Origin of the sequence: Blastococcus brunescens, assembly GCF_035320885.1 — a bacterium.
GTDB classification, from domain to species: domain Bacteria; phylum Actinomycetota; class Actinomycetes; order Mycobacteriales; family Geodermatophilaceae; genus Blastococcus_B; species Blastococcus_B brunescens.
On record NZ_CP141261.1, the window covers coordinates 4320244 to 4339286 of the forward strand.

At 73.6% G+C, this 19043-nt stretch carries 16 protein-coding genes and 3 pseudogenes; 7 read left to right on the forward strand and 12 right to left on the reverse strand.

What is annotated here, in order from left to right:
* The first annotated feature begins 25 nt into the window (after nucleotides 1-25).
* The 3 genes and pseudogenes from yaaA (at nucleotide 26) to U6N30_RS29110 (ending at nucleotide 3526) form a co-directional block, all read left to right on the forward strand.
* Nucleotides 26-772: a peroxide stress protein YaaA gene (gene yaaA / locus U6N30_RS29100; RefSeq protein ID WP_324275010.1), complete on the forward strand. Its 747-nt coding sequence runs from the start codon at nucleotides 26-28 to the stop codon at nucleotides 770-772.
* Nucleotides 773-920: 148 nt separating this feature from the next.
* Nucleotides 921-2027: pseudogene (locus U6N30_RS29105) on the forward strand (PAS domain-containing protein); the annotation flags it as partial.
* A gap of 146 nt (nucleotides 2028-2173) precedes the next feature.
* Entirely contained in the window at nucleotides 2174-3526 is a 1353-nt protein-coding gene (locus U6N30_RS29110) for a PP2C family protein-serine/threonine phosphatase (RefSeq protein WP_324275011.1), read from the forward strand.
* 84 nt (nucleotides 3527-3610) lie between these two features.
* Here U6N30_RS29110 and U6N30_RS29115 read toward each other — a convergent pair whose 3' ends face one another.
* From U6N30_RS29115 to U6N30_RS29125, 3 genes are read right to left on the reverse strand one after another with little or no spacing between them, the layout of a single operon-like run.
* Nucleotides 3611-3787: a DbpA RNA binding domain-containing protein gene (locus tag U6N30_RS29115; RefSeq protein WP_324275012.1), complete on the reverse strand. Its 177-nt coding sequence runs from the start codon at nucleotides 3785-3787 to the stop codon at nucleotides 3611-3613.
* On the reverse strand, nucleotides 3757-5157 hold the full coding sequence (locus U6N30_RS29120; protein ID WP_324275013.1) for a DEAD/DEAH box helicase: 1401 nt from the start codon (nucleotides 5155-5157) through the stop codon (nucleotides 3757-3759). Before U6N30_RS29120 ends, U6N30_RS29115 begins: the two co-directional genes overlap by 31 nt.
* On the reverse strand, nucleotides 5073-5309 hold the full coding sequence (locus tag U6N30_RS29125) for a DEAD/DEAH box helicase (RefSeq protein ID WP_324275014.1): 237 nt from the start codon (nucleotides 5307-5309) through the stop codon (nucleotides 5073-5075). Before U6N30_RS29125 ends, U6N30_RS29120 begins: the two co-directional genes overlap by 85 nt.
* 211 nt (nucleotides 5310-5520) lie before the next feature.
* On the opposite strand from U6N30_RS29125, the pseudogene U6N30_RS29130 reads away from it, so the two are divergent.
* Nucleotides 5521-6809 (forward strand): annotated as a pseudogene (locus U6N30_RS29130) (amidase family protein).
* A 137-nt stretch (nucleotides 6810-6946) separates the two neighbouring features.
* Here the strand turns inward: U6N30_RS29130 and U6N30_RS29135 are convergent.
* The 9 genes and pseudogenes from U6N30_RS29135 to U6N30_RS29175 form a co-directional block, all read right to left on the reverse strand.
* Nucleotides 6947-8320 carry a glucose-6-phosphate dehydrogenase gene (locus U6N30_RS29135; RefSeq protein WP_324275015.1) on the reverse strand — a complete coding sequence of 458 codons (1374 nt, stop codon included), beginning with the start codon at nucleotides 8318-8320 and terminating at the stop codon, nucleotides 6947-6949.
* Nucleotides 8317-9918 (reverse strand): glycoside hydrolase family 15 protein, encoded by a 1602-nt coding sequence (locus U6N30_RS29140; RefSeq protein WP_324278531.1) that lies wholly within the window; start codon nucleotides 9916-9918, stop codon nucleotides 8317-8319. Before U6N30_RS29140 ends, U6N30_RS29135 begins: the two co-directional genes overlap by 4 nt.
* 5 nt (nucleotides 9919-9923) lie before the next feature.
* Nucleotides 9924-10175 carry a hypothetical protein gene (locus tag U6N30_RS29145; RefSeq protein WP_324275016.1) on the reverse strand — a complete coding sequence of 84 codons (252 nt, stop codon included), beginning with the start codon at nucleotides 10173-10175 and terminating at the stop codon, nucleotides 9924-9926.
* Between the two features lie 483 nt (nucleotides 10176-10658).
* A complete protein-coding gene (locus U6N30_RS34865) occupies nucleotides 10659-11939 on the reverse strand; it encodes an NAD-glutamate dehydrogenase (RefSeq protein ID WP_422678158.1) in 1281 nt (426 codons plus the stop codon).
* Nucleotides 11934-13807 (reverse strand): annotated as a pseudogene (locus tag U6N30_RS34870) (NAD-glutamate dehydrogenase domain-containing protein); the annotation flags it as partial. The pseudogene U6N30_RS34870 and the gene U6N30_RS34865, both read right to left, overlap by 6 nt.
* Nucleotides 13808-13818: 11 nt before the next feature.
* Entirely contained in the window at nucleotides 13819-14661 is an 843-nt protein-coding gene (locus U6N30_RS29160; RefSeq protein WP_324275018.1) for a hypothetical protein, read from the reverse strand.
* The gene (locus tag U6N30_RS29165; RefSeq protein WP_324275019.1) at nucleotides 14658-15293 is read right to left on the reverse strand and encodes a hypothetical protein; all 636 of its coding nucleotides are present in this window, start codon (nucleotides 15291-15293) and stop codon (nucleotides 14658-14660) included. The genes U6N30_RS29160 and U6N30_RS29165 overlap by 4 nt, the downstream gene beginning before the upstream one ends.
* A 495-nt stretch (nucleotides 15294-15788) precedes the next feature.
* On the reverse strand, nucleotides 15789-16160 hold the full coding sequence (locus U6N30_RS29170) for a phage holin family protein (protein ID WP_324275020.1): 372 nt from the start codon (nucleotides 16158-16160) through the stop codon (nucleotides 15789-15791).
* Nucleotides 16161-16261: 101 nt separating this feature from the next.
* Nucleotides 16262-16978: a GAP family protein gene (locus tag U6N30_RS29175; RefSeq protein WP_324275021.1), complete on the reverse strand. Its 717-nt coding sequence runs from the start codon at nucleotides 16976-16978 to the stop codon at nucleotides 16262-16264.
* A 72-nt stretch (nucleotides 16979-17050) separates the two neighbouring features.
* On the opposite strand from U6N30_RS29175, the gene U6N30_RS29180 reads away from it, so the two are divergent.
* From U6N30_RS29180 to U6N30_RS29190, 3 genes are all read left to right on the forward strand, one after another.
* Nucleotides 17051-17686, forward strand: a complete 636-nt coding sequence (locus tag U6N30_RS29180; protein ID WP_324275022.1) for a TetR/AcrR family transcriptional regulator — start codon at nucleotides 17051-17053, stop codon at nucleotides 17684-17686.
* Nucleotides 17687-17711: 25 nt separating this feature from the next.
* Complete coding sequence (locus tag U6N30_RS29185) at nucleotides 17712-18155, forward strand: hypothetical protein (RefSeq protein WP_324275023.1); 444 nt, start codon at nucleotides 17712-17714, stop codon at nucleotides 18153-18155.
* A 241-nt stretch (nucleotides 18156-18396) separates the two neighbouring features.
* Nucleotides 18397-18984 carry an ATP-binding protein gene (locus U6N30_RS29190; protein ID WP_324275024.1) on the forward strand — a complete coding sequence of 196 codons (588 nt, stop codon included), beginning with the start codon at nucleotides 18397-18399 and terminating at the stop codon, nucleotides 18982-18984.
* The last annotated feature ends 59 nt before the right edge of the window (nucleotides 18985-19043 follow it).

Genomic DNA, 19043 nt, shown 5'->3' on the forward strand with positions numbered 1-19043 from the left:
GCCGGCGGCACGTACCTCGCCTCTCGTGCTCGTGCTGCTGCCGCCGTCGGAGACGAAGGCCCCCGGTGGCGACAGGGGACCGCTCGAACTCGCCGCACTGACCGCGCCCGAGCTCACCGGCGTGCGGACCGAGATCGCCGAGGCAGTGGTGAAGCTCGCCGGCGACGTCCCGGCCTCCCGCGCCGCCCTCGGCCTCTCGCCGAAGCAGGACGCCGAGATCGCCAGGAACGCCGAGTTGTGGACCAGCCCCACCCGCCCGGCACTGGAGCGCTACACCGGGGTCCTCTACGACGCCCTGGACGTCGGGGCCATGACGCGGGTGCAGCGGGCCCGGGCCGGACGGCGACTGGCGGTCGGCTCCGCCCTGTTCGGCCTCGTCCGGGGCGAGGACCCGATCCCGGCCTACCGGCTGTCCGCCGGCTCGGCGCTCCCTGGCCTGCCGACCCTGCGGGCGCTGTGGCGGCCGGCGCTGTCCCCCGTCCTGGCGTCGATCGGAGAACTGGTGGTCGACCTGCGCAGCGGCTCCTACGCCGCTCTCGCGCCGGTTCCGGGCGCCGTGACCCTCGAGGTGCTCAGCGAGCGGCCCGACGGGTCCCGGTCGGTGGTGAGCCACTTCAACAAGGCGCACAAGGGCCGGGTCGCCCGGTTGCTCGCCCTGACGACCGCCGAGCCCGACGACGTCGTGCGACTCAGGAGGCTCCTGCGACGGGCGGGGTTGCACGTGGAACATGAGGGTGGACGGGCCCTGACCCTCGTCGTCCCTGCTCCCTGACGGCCGCCGTCGGTGTCGGGGACGTCACCTTTCTCCGGGTTGGTTGCGTCCAACGGAACTCACGTGCAATAACTGTCCCGACAGGGTGCGTCTCCAGCTCGGGGGCCGCCCCGCTGCACTCCCCGGCTGCTCCGGGTGGAAGGGCATCGTGGACCGAACGGCAGACCGAACGCTCTCCGGGCTCTCGCGATCCGGTGAACGTGCGGCGGCGGAACTGCGCCGCGAACCCGCCCGGCTCGACGAGGCCCGGCGACTGCGTCCCCTGCACCGCGGGAGCAATGCCCTCGACCGGCTGGCCGAGCTCGCCGGTCGGCTGCTCGGCACGCCCGGCAGCCAGATCTCGCTGCTCACCGACGTCCAGGTCGTCGCCGCCGGCGGCGGGCTGCCGCCCGGCTCCGTGGGGCAGGAGGGTCCGCTCGAGAACTCCCTCTGCACGGTGACCGCCGCCGGCGCCACCGCCCTCGTCGTCCACGACGCCCGTGGCGACGAGCGGGTGCGCGACCTGCCGCCGGTGGCCTCCGGCCAGATCGGCGCCTACCTCGGCACGCCGCTGACGACGTCCGCCGGACTGGTGATCGGCGCGCTGTGCGTGTTCGGCCCGGCGGCCCGCGAGTGGTCCGAGGCAGACATCGCCACCCTGCACCAGCTGGCCGAGTCGACCGTGACCGAGCTCGAGCTCTCCGCCCTCGTGCAGCAGTACGAGAACGACCGCGTGCGATGGGGCCTGGCGATCGACGCCGCGGGGATCGGCACCTTCGACTGGGAACTGACGAGCGGGCTGCTGTCCTGGGACGACCAGCTGATCACGATGTTCGGGTACGAGCCCGAGACGTTCGAGCAGACCATCGACGCGTTCAACGAGCGGCTGCACCCGGACGACCTCGAGCGGGTGACCGAGGCGCTCCAGCAGTGCATCGACACCTGCGGCGAGTACGACGCCGAGTACCGGGTCGTCCGGCCGGACGGCGAGACCCGCTGGGTGCACGCCCGGGGCCGCGCTCTCGTGGGCTCCGCCGGCACCGCGGTCCGGGTCCTGGGCGCCGCCTACGACACCACCGGCGAGCGCGAGGGCGCCGCCCTGGTCACCCGGGTGCTCGAGGCGATGCCCGCGGGCTTCTACAGTCTCGACCGCGAGTGGCGGTTCACCCACGTCAACGCCGAGGGCGAGCGACTGCTCGGGGCCACCCGCGACGAGCTCCTCGGCCGGGTGATCTGGGAGGCCTTCCCCGCCGCGGTGAACAGCATCTTCGAGGACAGCTACCGCGACGCCGTCCGCACCGGTGCGCCGGTGTCCTTCGACGCCTACTACCCCGCCCCCTCGACGGCTGGTACGAGCTGCGCGCCTGGCCCTCTCCCGACGGGCTGTCGGTCTACTTCCTGGAGATCACCCAACGGCGGCGGATGCAGGACCGGGCGGAGCGCTCGGCGAGCCGCCTGGCGATCCTCGCCCAGGTCAGCGCCGAGCTCGCCCGGACGCTCGACGTGCCCGCGGCCGTCGCCCACCTCCCGAGGGTGGTCGTCCCGGCCCTCGCGGACTTCGCCATCGTCACCGTCGTCGACCCCGACGGCAGGCCGCGCGACGTCGGATCCTGGCACTCCGACCCAGCGGCCCGCCCTTTGCTGGAGCGGTACGCCGCCGTACGGCTGGACTCCATGCCGGCCGTCTCACCGGCCGCCCGGGCCCTGGTCAGCGGCGAGGCGGTCCGGGAGTGCAGCGAGACCGTGCGCACCATGCTCCCTCCCGGCGAGGCGCGGGACGTGGTGCGTGTCCTGGACCCGCACAGCGCGGTGGTTCTCCCCATGCGGGGTCGCGGACGCACCCTCGGCCTGCTGACCGTCTACTTCCGGCCGGGGACCGAGGTCGCCGACGAGAACCTGGCCACCGCCCAGGACGTCGCCGACCGCGCCGGGCTCGCACTGGACAACGCCCGGCTCTACAACGCCCAGCAACAGCTGGCCGAGGGCCTCCAGCGCAGCCTGCTCACCGAGCCACCGGAGCCCGACCACGCGGAGATCGCCGTCCGGTACCTCCCGGCCGCCGAGGCCGCGCGCGTCGGCGGGGACTGGTACGACGCCTTCCTGCAGCCAGGTGGCACGACCATGCTCGTCATCGGCGACGTCGTCGGGCACGACACCGAGGCTGCCGCCGCGATGGGGCAGCTGCGGAGCCTGCTGCGCGGGATCGCGACCTACAGCGACGCCGGGCCGGTCGAGGTCCTCCGCGGCCTGGACGCCTCCATGGCCACCCTGCAGACCGGGACCCTGGCCACCGCGGCCATCGCCCGGTTCGAGCAGACCCCCGAGGAGTACGAGCGCGGCCTCACCCGGATGCGCTGGGCGAACGCCGGCCACCTGCCGCCGCTGGTGGTGAACCCGGACGGCACCGTGGCCGAGCTCGCCACCTGGCGGGGCGACCTGCTGCTGGGAGTGGACGCGGACACCCGCCGCCGGGAGAACGTGGTCACGCTCGACCGCGGCTCGACGGTGCTGCTCTACACCGACGGGCTCATCGAGCGCCGGGACGCCGACCTCGACTCGGGCCTGGTCCGGCTGCGCGACGCCCTCATCGAGCTGGCCGGCCTGCCGCTGCAGGAGATGCTCGACGAACTGCTCGAACGGCTGGTGCACGGCCGACCCGAGGACGACGTGGCGCTGGTCGCCGTCCGGCTGCACCGGCAGGACCGGCCGCGTCCGGCGGAGGCGGGCCCGAACCGAGTGCCGCCTGACGTCCCGGACGCCCGCACTCCCGCCTGAGGCACACTCCCGCCTGAGGCATAGGTACCTATACCTGCGGATCGGGGGCCAGAACGCAGGTATAGGTACCTATGCCCCGGGGTGTCAGGCTTTGTCGCGGCGCACGGTCGCCTTCCGGCCCTTGATCATCGTGGCCTTCAACGCCTGGATCACCTCGTTCGCGGCCGGTTCGGGGACCTCCACCAGGGCGAACCGCTGGTGGATCTCGATCGCGCCGATGTCGCGGCCGGTCAGCCCGGTCTCGCCGGTGATCGCGCCCACCAGGTCGCCCGGGCGGATCCCTGCCTCCCGGCCCAGCCCCACGAACAACCGCGCCGCCGGGCCACCGGCCGATCGCCGCGGCCGGGTGCCGCCGGCGTCCCGTCCGCTCCCCGGGCGCCCGGCCGCGTGCCGGAGTCGGGACGGAAGGTGACCTGCGGGATCTCCTCGTCGTCGTCCCCGCCGCCTCCCGCCTCGTGGGCCAGCTTCACCGCGGCGAGCGCGACCTCCATGAGGTCGAACTCGTCGGCCAGGCTCTCGACGACGACCCGGAACCCGTCGAGGTCGCTCCCCAGCAGCGTCTCGCGCAGCGCACCCCGGGTGAGGTCGAGCTTGCGGGCCCGGAGATCGGCGACGGTCGGGACGGTCTGCACCGAGATCGGGTTTCCGGCGACCCGCTCGATGGTCTTCAGCATCCGGTGCTCGCGCGGCTCGGCGAGGGTGATCGCCACGCCCTCCCGTCCGGCCCGGCCCACCCGTCCGATGCGGTGCACGTAGGACTCCGGCGCCGACGGGACGTCGTAGTTGACGACGTGCGTCAGCTGCTCGATGTCCAGGCCGCGGGCCGCGACGTCGGTGGCGACCAGCAGGTCCGCCGTCCCGCCGCGCAGCCGGCCCATCACCCGGTCCCGCTGCTCCTGGCTCATCCCGCCGTGCAGCGCCTCGGCGCGGTAGCCGCGGCCGTTGAGAGTCTCGGTGAGGGAGTCGACCTCCTCCCGGGTGCGGCAGAAGACGAGCGCCGCCGTCGGCGCCTCGATGTCGAGGATCCGGCCGAGCGCGGCGGGCTTGGCCGCCCGGGGGACGACGTAGGCGGTCTGCCGGACCCGCGGTGCCTCCCCGGCCGCTGTCTGCTCCTTGGCGATGGTGATGCGGACCGGGTCGCGGAGGTGGCGGCGGGCCAGGGAGTCCAGCCGCCGCGGCATGGTCGCCGAGAACAGCACCGTCTGCCGGTCCTGCGGCGTCTCGTCGAGGATCGCCTCGAGGTCCTCCGCGAAACCCATGTCGAGCATCTCGTCGGCCTCGTCCAGGACCACGGTGGCGACGTCGCCGAGCTGGAGGCTGCCGCGGTTGAGCAGGTCCAGCGCCCGGCCGGGCGTGGCGACGACGACGTCGACGCCGGACTCCAGGCTGCGCAGCTGGCGCACGATCGGGGCGCCGCCGTAGACGGGGAGGACGCGGGCACCGAGGTCCTTGCCGTAGCGGTGCAGCGCCTCCGACACCTGGACGGCGAGCTCGCGCGTGGGGACGAGCACGAGGGCCACCGGTGGCCGGTCCCTGCGGTGGGCGGTCAGCCGCTGGAGGACCGGCAGCGCGAAGGCTGCGGTCTTCCCGGTGCCGGTGGCGGCCTGGCCGAGCAGGTCCCGCCCCTCCACCAGCGGGGGATCGCCTCCTGCTGGATCGGGGTGGCCTCCTCATAGCCCAGCCCCGCCAGGGCGGCCAGCAGTTCGGGCCGCAGCCCCAGTTCCTCGAAGGTGGTCCCGGCCTGGTTCGCGGCCGTCGCGCCGGTGTCTCGTTCGCCGTCCATCACGACCATCGTTCCCCGTGGCTGTTCCCCCGCGCCACTGGGGGGATCGGTCGGGCGGGCGGGGAGAACATGACAGGCTCGTCCGGTGACGACCGACGACCTGTGCAACCGGCCGGCCACCGAGCTGGCCGCACTGCTGCGCACCCGCGAGATCTCCGCACGCGAACTGCTCGAGGCCCACCTGGACCGCATCGACCGGCTGAACCCCGCCGTGAACGCCGTCGTCACCCTCGACGCCGAGGGTGCCCGGGCTGCCGCCGACGCGGCCGATGCGGCGCTGGCCGCCGGGGACCCGGTCGGCCCGCTGCACGGGCTGCCGGTCGCGCACAAGGACACGCACGCGACGGGCGGCATGCGCACCACCTGGGGCTCTCCCTGCACGCCGACACCGTGCCGCTGCGCGACGAGCTGGTGGTGGCCCGGCTCGTGGGGGCAGGGGCGATCCGGGTCGGCAAGACGAACGTGCCGGAGTTCGCCGCCGGCTCGCACACGTTCAACCCGCTGTTCGGCGCAACCCACAACCCCTACCGGCACGGCCTGTCGGCGGGCGGCTCGTCGGGCGGCGCGGCGGCGGCACTTGCCGCTGGGTTCGTGCCGCTGGCCGAGGGCAGCGACATGGGTGGCTCGCTGCGCAACCCTGCGGCGTTCTGCAACGTGGTGGGGCTGCGGCCGACGCCGGGCCGGGTGCCCACCTGGCCGGCACCGATGGCCTGGTCGCAGCTGTCCGTGCAGGGGCCGATGGGCCGTACTGTCGCCGACGTCGCCCTGCAGCTGTCGGCGCTGGCCGGGCCCGACCGGCGGGTCCCGATCTCGCTCCCCGACGACCCGGCGGGTTTCGCCGCTCCGCTGCCGGACCGGCTCGACGGCCTGCGCGTGGCCTGGGCGCCGGACCTGGGTGGCCAGGTGACCGTGGACCCGGCGATCACCGCGGTGCTGGCGCCGTCGGTCGACGTCTTCGAGTCCCTGGGTGCCTCCGTGGAGGAGGCCTGCCCCGATCTGTCCGGCGCCGACGACGTGTTCGGGACGCTGCGGGCCTGGCTGTTCGACGCGTCCTTCGGCGAGATCTCGCGGCGGTCGCCCGACAAGGTCAAGGAGTCCATCCGCTGGAACGCCGGGCTGGGTGCCAAGCTCACCGGCTCCGACCTGGCCCGCACCGAGCAGCTGCACACGAAGCTCTACGAGCGGATGGTCGCGTTCTTCGAGCGGTACGACGTCCTGCTGGCGCCGACGACGCAGGTGCTGCCCTTCCCGGTGGAGATCGAGTACCCGACCGAGATCGCCGGCGTCCACCAGGACAACTACCTGGAGTGGATGCGCTCCTGCACCGTCATCTCGGCGACCGGCTGCCCGGCGCTGTCGGTCCCGGGCGGCTTCACGCCGGACGGGCTGCCCGTCGGCCTGCAGGTCATCGGGGCACCGCGCGCCGACCGCCGGGTGCTCGAGGTGGGTCATGCCTTCGAGCAGGCCACCCGCTTCGGCGAGCGCCGTCCCGCTCTCTGAGGCGTTCTACGATTCTCTAGCCGTGGCGCTAGAGGGCGCGAGAACCGCCGATATGCGAATGGACGCGGTTATGCGGCGCGGATGACCGCCACCAGGCGCATGACGGCGGGAACGCCGGGCGCGGCGAAGGCGGGACGTCAGAGGTGCGACGTGGGACCGTCGGAGCCGGCCGGGTACTCCTGCAGCGGCACCTCGTCTGCGGCCCATGCGGCCAGGATGGGCTCGACGATCCGCCAGGACTCCTCCGCCTCGACGTCGCTGATCGACAGGGCGGCGTTGCCGTCGAGCAGCTCCTTGAGCAGGAGCCCGTAGGCCGAGAGCCGGGTGGGCGGCAGCGCGATGTCGAGGGAGCGCCGCTCGACGTCGAACGGGTCCCCCGCGCCGTTGAGGTTGATCTCCAGCGCGATCCCGTCGGGGTCCAGCCGCAGCCGCAGGACGTCGGGCTCGGGCGCCCCGCCGCCGAACGCCATGTGCGGCACGGGCTTGAACCGCAGCACGATCTCGTGCCGGTCGGCGCCCAGCGCCTTCCCGGAGCGCAGCCGGAACGGGACGCCGGCCCACCGCCAGTTGTCGATGCCGACGGTGTACTCGGCGTAGGTCTCGGTGCCGCGGTCGGGCTCCACGCCGTCCTCGGTCGCGTAGGCGGGCAGCGGGCGACCCTGCACCGTCCCGGCGATGTACCGGCCGCGCACGGTGTCCCGCCGCATGTCCTCGGGTGCGCGCACGGCCCGCAGCACGTCGGCCTTCCGCGCGGCGAGGCTGCGGGCGTCCACCGCGGCCGGCGGCTCCATCGCGACGACGGCCAGCATCTGCAGCAGGTGGTTCTGCAGCATGTCCTTCAGCGCACCGGCCGTGTCGTAGTAGCCGGCCCGCCCCTCGAGGCCGAGGGTCTCGTCGAACACGATGTCGACCCGTTCGATGTGCGTCGCGTTCCACAGCGGCTCGAACACCCGGTTGGCGAACCGCAGCCCCAGGATGTTGAGCACCGTCTGCATGCCGAGGAAGTGATCGGTGCGGAAGACCGACTCCTCGGGGAGGAGCCGGTGCAGGACGGCGTTGAGCCGGCGCGCGTCGGCGAGGTTCCGTCCGAACGGCTTCTCGACGGCGACGACGGCGCCTTCCGGAAGCCCGACCTCCGCCAGCGCCTCCAACGTGGGCAGGAACACGGTGTTCGGCAACGCCAGGTAGACGACCGGGGCTCCCGCGACGCGCGCCAGGGCGGCCCGCAGGTCGGCCGCGAGGGTCACGTCGCCGTGCCGGTAGCCCAGCCGCGCGACGATCCGGTCGCGTGACGCCTCGGGCACGTGGCCGGCGTGCTCGGCCAGCCGCTCGCGGGCCCATGCCCGGTACTCGTCGTCGGTCCAGTCCTCCTGGCTGACCGCGAGGACGTCCACCCCGTCGGCGAGGACGCCCGCGTCGACAAGCTCGGTCAGTCCCGGCAGCAGCAGCCGGCCGGTGAGGTCTCCTGTGCCCCCGAGGATCACGAACGACCGGGACGTCGCCTGCGTCATCGTGCGGTCCCGCCCGCTGCCGCGGCCTCGGCCCGGGCCAGGTTCCACCCGCTGCTGATCACCCCGACATGGCTGAACGCCTGCGGGAAGTTGCCGAGGAACGCCCCGGTCGCCGGGTCGATCTCCTCGGCCAGGAGGCCGAGCTCGGTGGCGCGCCCGCACAGCGAGTCGTACAGCTCGTGCGCCTCCTCGAGCCGTCCCTGGCCGACGAGGTTGTCCACCAGCCAGAAGCTGCAGAGCAGGAAGGCACCTTCGCCTCCCGCCAGGCCGTCGGGGGACTCGGTGTGCAGGTACCGGTAGAGGAGCCCGTCGCCGGCATCGAGATAGCGGCGCACGGCCTCCGTCGTGGCCACCATCCGGGGATCGTCCGCCCGGACGATCCCGCGCAGCGGCAGGGTGAGCAGCGAGCCGTCGAGCCCGCCGCGGTCGCCCTGCCCCGGAGGCGTGAGGTGTTCGGTGAAGGTTCCCCGGTCCGGGTCCCACGACGACTCGAGGAGGGTCGCGTGGATCCGGTCGGCCTCGTGGCGCCATCGTTCGCGCGGATGCGGCAGACCGCAGATCTCGCCGATGCGGAGCGCCCGGTCGACCGCGACGTGGCACATCGCGACCGAGTAGGTGAACGGCCGCCCGGCGTCCCGGATCTCCCAGATGCCGTTGTCCGGCGTCGACCACTGGCCGATCGCCTGTTCGGTCAGCTCCTGGAGCGCACCCCAGAGCGGCTCGTCGAGCGCGCCTCCGGCGCGCACCCACTGGTAGGCGACGTCCAGCAGCTCGCCGTAGACGTCGTTCTGGACCTGCCGTGCCGCGCCGTTGCCCCAGCGGACCGGCGCCGAACCCCGGTAGCCCGACAGCGCCAGGTCCTGCCACTCCATGCCGGGGCGCTTGCCGTCGAGGGTGTAGACGATGCTGGCGCGGTCGTCGCGCTCGATGTTGCGCAGCGTCCAGGCGAGGAAGGCGTCGGACTCGTCCTGCATACCGATGCGTCGCAACGCGTAGCTGGAGAACGCCGCGTCCCGCACCCAGGTGTAGCGGTAGTCCCAGTTCCGGACGCCGCCGATCTCCTCGGGCAGGGACGACGTCGCCGCCGCCATGATCGCCCCGGTCGGCGCGTGGTCGAGCAGCTTCAGGGTCAGGGCGGACCGGCGGACCAGCTCGGTCTGCGGCCCCGCGTACTCCAGGCGGTCGGCCCAGCTGCGCCAGGCGGCCGCAGTCTGCTCGATGAGCCGCTCAGGTTCGGTGCGGATCCGGGTGTGGGTCTGCCCCGACCACTGCAGCGCGACGGTCAGCTGCTCGCCCTCGCGCAGGGTGACCCGCCCGCGGATGGACCCGTCGCCTGCCACGGTGAGCGGCTGGGAGGCGGAGAACAGGATCTCCAGTGCCGGCTGGGCGGCCCAGTGGATCCGCCACGCACCGAGTTCCGAACGCACGAGCACGCCGTCCATGGGGGTCAGCCGGACGTCGACCTCGACCGTGCCTCCCACCGCCCGGGCCAGGCGCAGCAGCTCGCCGCGGCCGGAAGGCACCGGCTCGGAGAGATCGGCACCCGACCGCAGCGTCAGGCAGTCGGTCAGCTCCAGCCGTCCGTCCGGGCCCTGCATCTCGGTCACCAGGATCCCGGTGTCGGGCAGGTAGCGCTGCCGAGAGCCCTGGAGTCCGACCGGGGTGACGTCCAGGGTGCCGCCGCGGTCGACGTCGAGGATCCCCGCCAGGAACGGGCGGCTGTCGAAGTTCGGCAGGCACAGCCAGGGATGGACCCGTCCCGCGCCACGAGGGCACAGGTGAGCCCGTCGCCGATCAGCCCGTGGTCCTCGATGGGCAGGTATCCGTCGGTTCGGACGAGAGGGCGCAACGGCAAGAGAGATCCTCGGCTGGATGACAGGTCGCCCGGACCTGTACCCGTGCCGGCCGAGTGAACCCGCTCCGCGTGACGGTCTCGTGAATGCCGTGTTCTACAGCTCTCTAGCGCAAGCCCTAGACAACTCGATGATCGTGCAGACTCCTCAGCTGAGCCGGTCTCGGACTCCGCGGAGCGCCGTTCCCGGAGCTCGTCTGCAGCGCCGTCACCACGGACGGAGCACCCGTGTCCGCGAGACGCCACATCCGCGCGGTCGCGCCTCGCCCCGTGGGCCACGTCGCCCGCTCCACCGGGCGACGGAATTGTTCCTCCCTCCAGGCGAAGGCACGACCAGCCATTCCGGCCGGCGTTGCGGCCATGGCCGGGGAACCACTCGCCTGGCAGGCACCGGGTGGCACGGACGTTCCGGGTTCGAGTCATGCGAAGTCGTGGCGATCAGGGGGTGATGGCCACGAGTTCGTCGCAGTCGGCGAATCGCGCGGGTCACTTCTCGGCGGGGCGGGGGATGCGGCGGGCCTGGCGGCGCTTGCGCAGTCCGCGGAGCGTCCGGACGGCGACCAGCAGCTCGGCGAGCTCGTGCCGGTCACCGGACGCGATGTCGCCCAGTTGGGCGGCCGAGCGCGCCTGGGTGGCGTCCCAGCCCTCCGCCCAGGCGCCCACCAGCTCCTGCGGGTCGTCGTCGTCGGAACCGCGCGCGCCCAGGACGTCCTCGGTCAGCGACGCCGTCTCCGCCGCGAGATCGTCGCGCAGCGAGGCCCGCGCCATCGACGGCCAGCGTCGGTCGCGCGGCAGTGCGAGGACGAGCTCGCGCAGCGGCACGAGCCCCAGTCGCTCCGACAGGCACTGCATGACCGGCCCGGCCAGGGTGATCGGCGCACCGGTCCGCTCGGTGACGACGGCCAGGTCGAGGGCGGCCGGCAGCAGGGGCGCCGCGGCGGCCTCGGCGGCGCGCTCGGGCGGTACCCCGGACTCCTCCAGCCGGGCCACGCGAGCGGTGTAGCCCTCGGCCTCCTTCCCGAGCAGCCAGTCCGGCAGGCCGGCGCGCACGGCCGCGACGGACGCGGCGAACCGGTCCCGCACGGCGGCGACCGGCGGCGCAGGATCGGCCACGAGGTCGGGCTGGCGCAGCAGCCAGCGCGCCGTCCGCTCGGCCAGCCTGGTGGCCTCGGTGCGCAGCTCGACCTGCGTCGTCGCCGAGACGGCGTTGTCCAGCCTGCCCACCGCATCCCACTGCCGGTCGACGTCGAACACCGCACGGGCCACGACGTGCGCCCGCACCACGCGGTCCAGCGGCACACCGGTCTCCTGCGAGAGCCGGAACAACCCGGTGGTGCCGGCGATGTTGACCGCGCGGTTGGTCAGCGCGGTCCCGACGATCTCCCGCCGCAGCGGGTGACCGGTGATCGCGGCCGGGAAGCGCTCCCGCAGCCGGGTGGGGAAGTACCCGGCGAGCAGGTCCTCGAGCGCGGGGTCGTCGGGCAGGTCGGTCTGCAGGACGACGTCGCCGGCCTCGAGCTTGGCGTAGGCGAGCAGGACCGAGAGCTCGGGGCTGGTCAGCGCCTGCCCGTCCCGCCGGCGCTCGGTGAGCGCGCGGTCGTCGGGCAAGGCCTCGACGCTGCGGACCAGCCGTCCGGACCGCTCCAGCGCGCGGAGGAAGCGCTCGTGGGCGTCCAGCAGGCTGCGTGCCGAGGACGCCTCGACGGCGAGGGTGGCGTTCTGGTCGTGGTTGTCGGTGAGGACGGCGACGGCGACCTCGTCGGCCATCTCGCCCAGCAGCGCGGCCCGGCCGGCGGCGTCGATCTCGCCGTCGTCCACCACCCGGTTCAGGGCGATCTTGATGTTCACCTCGTGGTCGGAGGTGTCCACGCCCGCCGAGTTGTCGATGGCGTCGGTGTTCACCCGGCCACCGGTGAGCGCGTACTCCACGCGCCCGCGCTGCGTCAGCCCGAGGTTCCCGCCCTCGCCCACCACCCGCACGCGCAGCTGCTCGCCGTCCACCCGGACGGCGTCGTTGGCCTTGTCTCCCACGTCGAGGGCGCTCTCGGTCGACGCCTTCACGTAGGTGCCGATGCCGCCGTTGAAGAGCAGATCCGCCGGCGCCAGCAGGATGGCCCGGATCAGCTCGACCGGGGTGAGCGTCTCGACGCCGTCGGCGATGCCGAGCGCGGCCCGCATGGGCTCCGAGACGGGGATCGCCTTCGACGTCCGCGGCCACACCCCGCCCCCGGCGCTGATCCGCGACCGGTTGTAGTCCGCCCAGGAGGAGCGCTGCAGCCCGAACAGCCGCGTGCGCTCGGCGAAGGACGCCGCCGCGTCCGGATCGGGGTCGACGAAGACGTGGCGGTGGTCGAAGGCAGCCACCAGCCGGATGTGCTCGGACAGCAGCATCCCGTTGCCGAAGACGTCGCCGGACATGTCACCGACGCCGACGACGGTGAAGTCCTGCTCCTGGACGTCGATCCCGAGTTCGCGGAAGTGCCGGGTGACCGACTCCCACGCCCCGCGGGCGGTGATACCCATGGCCTTGTGGTCGTAGCCGACCGACCCCCCGAGGCGAACGCGTCACCCAACCAGAACCCGCGCTCGATGGCGATCGAGTTGGCCAGGTCGGAGAAGGTCGCCGTCCCCTTGTCCGCCGCAACGACGAGGTAGGTGTCGTCGCCGTCGTGCCGGACGACCTTCTCCGGCGGGGCGACCTTCCCGTCCACCAGATTGTCGGTGAGCGACAGCAGCGCGCCGATGAACTCCCGGTAGCAGGCCTGCCCCTGCGCGAGCACGGCGTCGCGGGAGGCCCCGTCCGGCAGCGACTGCTTGACCACGAAGCCGCCCTTGGCCCCGGTCGGCACGATGACGGTGTTCTTCACCATCTGCGCCTTGACCAGCCCGAGCACCTCGGTCCGCAGGTCCTCCCGGCGGTCGGACCAGCGCAGCCCGCCGCGGGCGACGGCGCCGAAGCGCAGGTGGATGCCCATGACGCGCGGCGAGCTGACCCACACCTCGCGGGCCGGCCGCGGCTCGGGCAGGTCGGGCACGGCGTGCGGGTCGAGCTTCAGCGCCAGCGGGCCGCCCGCGTAGTACGTGGTGCGCTGGGTGGCCATGACGGCGGCGAGCAGCGAGCTGAGCACGCGGTCGGCGTCCAGCGACGCCACCTCACCGATCGAGGCCTGCAGCGCCTCGACCAGCTCCTCCTGGCGCTTGGCCCGGCCGTTGACCCGGCCCGGGGAGAACCGGGTCTCGAACAGCAGCACCAGGCGGGCCACGACGTCCGGATGGGCGGCCAGCGTCTGCTCCACGTAGGCCTGCCCGAACGGCAGCCCCGCCTGCCGCAGCCACTGCACGTAGGCCCGCACGACGGTGACCTGCCGCCAGTTCAGGCCGGCCAGGAGGACCAGCGCCCCGAGGCCGTCGTCCTCGGCGTCGCCGCGCCACACCGCGCCGACCGCCTCGGTGAACCGCTCCGGGAGCGAGCGCAGCAGCGGCAGCTCGACCGCCGGCACGGCGACGCCGAAGTCGTAGATCCAGGTCGGCGGTGCGCCGATGCGGTCGATCTCGTAGGGCCGCTCGTCGACGACGTCGACGCCCATGTTCTGCAGGACCGGCAGCACCTCCGACAGCAGCAGCCGCTGCCCCACCCGGTAGATGCTCAGCCGCCGCTCCCCGCCGCGGCGCCCTTCGGGGTCCAGAGCCGCATCGACAGCTGCCCGGCGGTGAGGCCGTCCAGCCGGGCGAGGTCGTCGACTGCCTGCTCGGCGGAGAAGTCCTGCTGGTAGCCGGAGGGAAAGGCGTCGGCCACCCGGGCGAGGAGCTTCTCGGCCTCGGCGCCGTAGCGGGCGTGCAGGGCCTCGGATAGCTCGTCGGTCCAGCTGCGGGCGGCCGCGGCCAGCTCGGCCTGCAGGGCCTCGACGTCGACGGTCATCGGCTTCGGGGAGGAGCCCCGGCGGCCCTGCGGCACGCGGACGACGAAGTGCAACCGGGCGAGGACGGACTCGGTGGACCGCGCCCTGTACTCGATGCTGCCGCCGCCGAGCCGCTCCAGCAGCAGCTGCTGCATGGCCAGCCGGACCTCCGTCGTGTACCGGTCGCGGGGCAGGTAGACCAGCGCCGACCAGAACCGGCCGGTCGGGTCCTGCCGGAGGAACAGCCGGGTCTGCCGGCGCTCCTGGAGGTGCAGGACGGCGTTGGCCACGGGCAGGAGTTCGTCGGTGCCGACCTGGAGCAGCTCGTCGCGCGGATAGGTCTCCAGGACCTCGAGCAGCTCCTTGCCGGTGTGGCTGTCGGCCGGCACGCCCGAGCGCGCGATGACCTCGGCCACCCGCCGGCGCACCAGGGGCACGTCCATGACGCTGGTCGTGTACGCCGTGGACGGGAACAGCCCGACGAAGCGGAACTGCCGCCCGCGTCCCTGGCGGTCCGCGGGCAGGGTCACCGCGATCAGGTCCAGCCACGCCCGCCGGTAGACCGGCGAGCGGGTGTCGGCCTTGGTCACCGTGAGCAGGCGCTGGCCAGGGTCCGGACGGCCTCGGGCAGCCGCACCGTCGGCTCGCTCATGTCCGTGTCGCTGCGCAGCACGCCCAGTCCGCTGCCGGGGACGACGGCGGCGGTCGGCTTCCCGCGCCCCGTCGTCTGCTCCACCTCCCGCGCCCCGAGCAGGACGAAGTTGCCGTCGGCCAGCCAGCGCAGCAGCTCGGCGGCCTCGACGGGGTCGTCTGCGGGGTCGGCGTCCGCCCCGGAGCGGGAGGAGCTGCCGACGAACTCGTCGAGCCGGCCGGCCAGCTCGAGGAGCCGGGCCCGCAGGCGCTCGGCGTCCTCGTCGACCGCCCGGACGTCGTCCAGCACGGTGCGCAGGCCCGAGACCAGGTCGGAGCAGGCCTCGTCGTCCAGCGGCCCGTCCAGGACGACGGCCATCCAGGACTCGGTAAGCGCGTCGGCGCCGCACCCCGCGGCCACGCCGCTGTCGCAGAACGCCAGGATCTGCCCCCGGAGATCCCGGCGGACCACGACGATCGGGTGCACGACGTGGGCGAGGGCGAAGCCTTGCCGGACGACCTCGGCGGTGACCGAGTCGACCAGGTAGGGCATGTCGTCGGTGACCAGCCGGACCACGGTGTTGCCACCCACCCCACCGCCCCGGGCCGAACCATCGGGCAGCGCGTGCGCGCCGACCGTCGCCGATCCCGGGGCCGTACCTCGGCGAGGCGCAGGTGGCCGAGCGCGAGTTCGGCGAGCTCTGCGGGATCGTGACCGAGCACCTCGGCCGCCGGTTCGCTCCAGTAGTAGCGCTGCAGGAGGGCCGGCAGGTCGTCGGCGGTGCACCCCGTCGGCAGCTCGCGCCCGGACGACCGTGCGGCGGCGGCCGCCCGCTCCAGGAGCTGCCGTTTCTCGTCGCGGGCGGCCTCGAGTGCGGCGAGCTCGGTCTGGGTACCGCCCGAGGGCCCGCCGTCCTGTCCGCGGACCGGCGACGCCGGTACGACGGTGGTGCTGGCCATGTCAGGCCACGCTACTGCGATCCGGGCCACTTCTCCTGGCGACGCGGATTCGTTACGGACCCGTGGCCGGAGCCCCGTCCAGAGTCTCGCTCCGAGCCTGCGAAGGGCTGGAGGGACGGGGTGTTCTTCAGCGGTCGAGCAACTGGTCGGCCACCCAGCCGACGACCGCCAGAATGAGGCCACCGATGACCGCGGTGCCGAACCCGTCGATGGTGAGACGGTCGGTGATCCCGGCCGTCAGGGCGAGCAGCGCGGCATTGATGACCAGCAGGAAGAGCCCCAGGGTGAGCAGCACGAACGGCAGCGAGAGCACCCGGAGGATCGGACCCACGATCGCGTTCACGACGCCGAAGATCAGCCCGATCCACAGGTAGCTGCCGTACTCACCGATCGGCCCGTCCGGGTTCGGGATCACCTCGAGACCGGGCAGCACGTCGAAATAGGTCAGCCCGTAGAAGGCGGCCGCGAAGACGACGACCTTGAGCAGGAACGTGATCACGCCGGCGACGCTAGCGGCGGCGGCCCGTCGAGTGGGGACCTCGGGGCGCCTGCCCGCGTCCGGCTCAGGTGCCGGACGTCGCGGACGGGCCTGCCGGGCGGCTACGAGAGCGGGAGCGCACCACCGGCGACGTACAGGCCGAGCAGGAACAACACCCAGGCCAGCGTCTCCCGGGAGTTCCGGGACAGCCACGCCTCCAGCCGGGCGAGCACCGGGGTGAGCCGCTCGTCGAGCGCCGTCCGGACGACGAGCAGGACCAGGGCCGGCAGCACCATGACCAGGCAGTACCCGGCGAGTACCACCGTGGAGGCACCCGGGCCGGAGCCGGAGGTCGCGAGCAGGGCGATCGCGGCGAGGTAGGGGACCATCGAGGCCGCCTCGAGGGCGGCCGCCACGAGTCCCAGAGCCACCACGGCCCCGAGCGGACCGTCGGCGCGCGCCCGGTCCCGCATCCGGGCCAGCCGACCGGGACCGCGGCGGGCTCGAGCGGCCCGCTTCCGCTCCTTCCCCGCGGCGGTCCACGGCTCGATGGTCACGCCCAGGACGACGAGCACCACGCCGACGAGGAGCTGGACCCAGCGGCCTGCGGTGCTCTCCAGGGCGCTGGCGAGCGGGTCGAGCAGCCATCCCGCACCGAGCAGGAGCGCGATGCCCAGGACCAGGTAGAAGCCGGCCACCGTGCCCAGGAGCAGCACCATCCGGCCGACCCGGACCCGGCCGGGCCTGAGCATGAACCACAGCGGCAGGAGGAGCGTGCCGATGCTCGTGCTGTCGACCAGGGCCAGCCCCGCGAGCGCGACCAGCAGCTCGATGCCCATGCAGCCCTTCCTGGCTCAGCAGCACAGGTGTGCTGCCATACGGAAAGTAGCACGACTGTGCTATCAACAGGCGTGCCCAGGATCGTCGACGCCGAGCAGCGCCGCCGGGAGCTCGCCGCAGCCGTCTGGCGGGTGATCCGGCGGGACGGCGTCACCGGCGCCTCCGTCCGCGCCGTCGCTCGGGAGGCCGACACCTCGATGGGCGCTCTCCGGCACTGGTTCGCCACCCAGGACGCGCTGCTCCGCTTCGCCATGCTGCTGGTCACGGAACGGGCCCGGGCCCGGATCGAGGCCGTGGTGGGCGACGGCCCGCTGCTGCCCAGCCACGTGCTCGCCGTGCTCGAGGAGACCCTGCCCCTGGACGACGAGCGACGCGCCGAGGCCGAGGTCTGGCTCGCCCTGGTCGCACGGGCGCTCGTCGACCCCGACCTCGCCGCGCTGCGGGACCGTGCCGCGGCGGACCTCCACGGCCTGTGCTCGGCGGTCGTGGTCGCCCTGACCGAGGCGGCGGAGGAGCCCCTCGGGGTGGACGTCCCGCTGGAGGCAGAACGCCTGTACGCCGTCCTGGACGGGCTCGCCCTGCATGCGCTCACCCGCCCGGCGGCGCTGCCGGCCGATCGGGCCCGCGCGGTCCTCGAGGCGCACCTCGCCGGCCTGCGCGGCACGCCGTCGATCGTCCCGCCGTCCGAGCGCGGGAATGGAAGGTGACCGCCCGCGCCGGGATGATCGCGCCGTGAGGGAGAGGGAGGAGCCGCTCAGCATCCGGCCGCCGGCCTGGGTGCGCGTGCTGGGCCCCGTCCTCCTCGTCGCCTGGCTGTCGGTGTTCTTCCTGCAGGAGCAGGCGACCGGCTTCCTCGTGGCCGGCGGAGTGGTCGCGCTGTTCGTGGCCGCCGTCGTCGGCCGCCTCCTCTTCGCCGGCGTCGTCGGCACCGCGGACGGGCGGCTCACCGTGCGCAACGCCTGGTCGACCCACGTCGTCCCCCGCGACCGGATCGACGGCGTCGGGGTCGACCGAGCAACCCGCGGCTGGGCCGTCGGTCTGCTGCTCGACGACGGCACCCGCCTGCGCCTCGACGTCACCGAGGTGCCGTTCCTCGGCCCCTCCTCGGCGACGCTCGACCGGCAGGTCGCCGCGATCCGCTGCTGGCTCGACGGTCGCGACCCGCCGTCCCGCTGATCCTCCGCGACACGCGCTACACCGTTCTACCGATCTCTACGGATCCGGCTAGAGAACGCCATACGGTGCTCGACATGGATCCCGTGCGGAACCCGTACGCGCCCGGCGCCGGCCAGCGACCGCCCGAACTGGCCGGTCGGGACACCGAGCTGTCGGCCTTCGACGTCGTCCTCGAGCGGATCGCCCACGGTCGCCCCGAGCGGTCGCTGGTGCTCACCGGCCTGCGGGGGTCGGCAAGACGGTGCTCCTCAACCAGCTGCGCTCGGCCGCCATCTCCCGCGGTTGGGGCACCGGCAAGATCGAGGCCCGACCCGAGCAGTCGCTGCGCCGTCCGGTGTCCTCCGCCCTGCACATGGCGCTGCGCGAGCTCGGTCCCCGGCACCGCGACCAGGAGTCGATGGAGGAGGTCCTGGGCGTCGTCAAGGCGTTCGCCCAGCGGGGATCGGTGGGCTCCGACGGCACAGCCGCCAAGGTGCGGGACCGCTGGCAGCCCGGCATCGACGTCCCGGCGGCCACCGGGCGGGCCGACTCCGGCGACATGGAGATCGACCTGGTCGAGCTGCTCAGCGACGCCGCGGGCGTGGCCGCCGACATCGGCAGCGGCATCGCGCTGTTCATCGACGAGATGCAGGACGTGCAGAGCGACGACGTCTCGGCCATCTGCGCCGCCTGCCACGAGCTCTCCCAGCAGGGTGCGCCGCTGATCGTCGTCGGCGCCGGACTCCCCACCTGCCCGCCGTCCTGTCCGCCTCGAAGAGCTACTCGGAGCGCCTGTTCCGCTACCTGCGGATCGACCGGCTGGAGCGCGAGGCCGCCGACCGCGCGCTGATCGCGCCGGCCGAGCGGGAGGACGTGGAGTTCGAGCCGGGCGCACTGGACTCCCTGTAC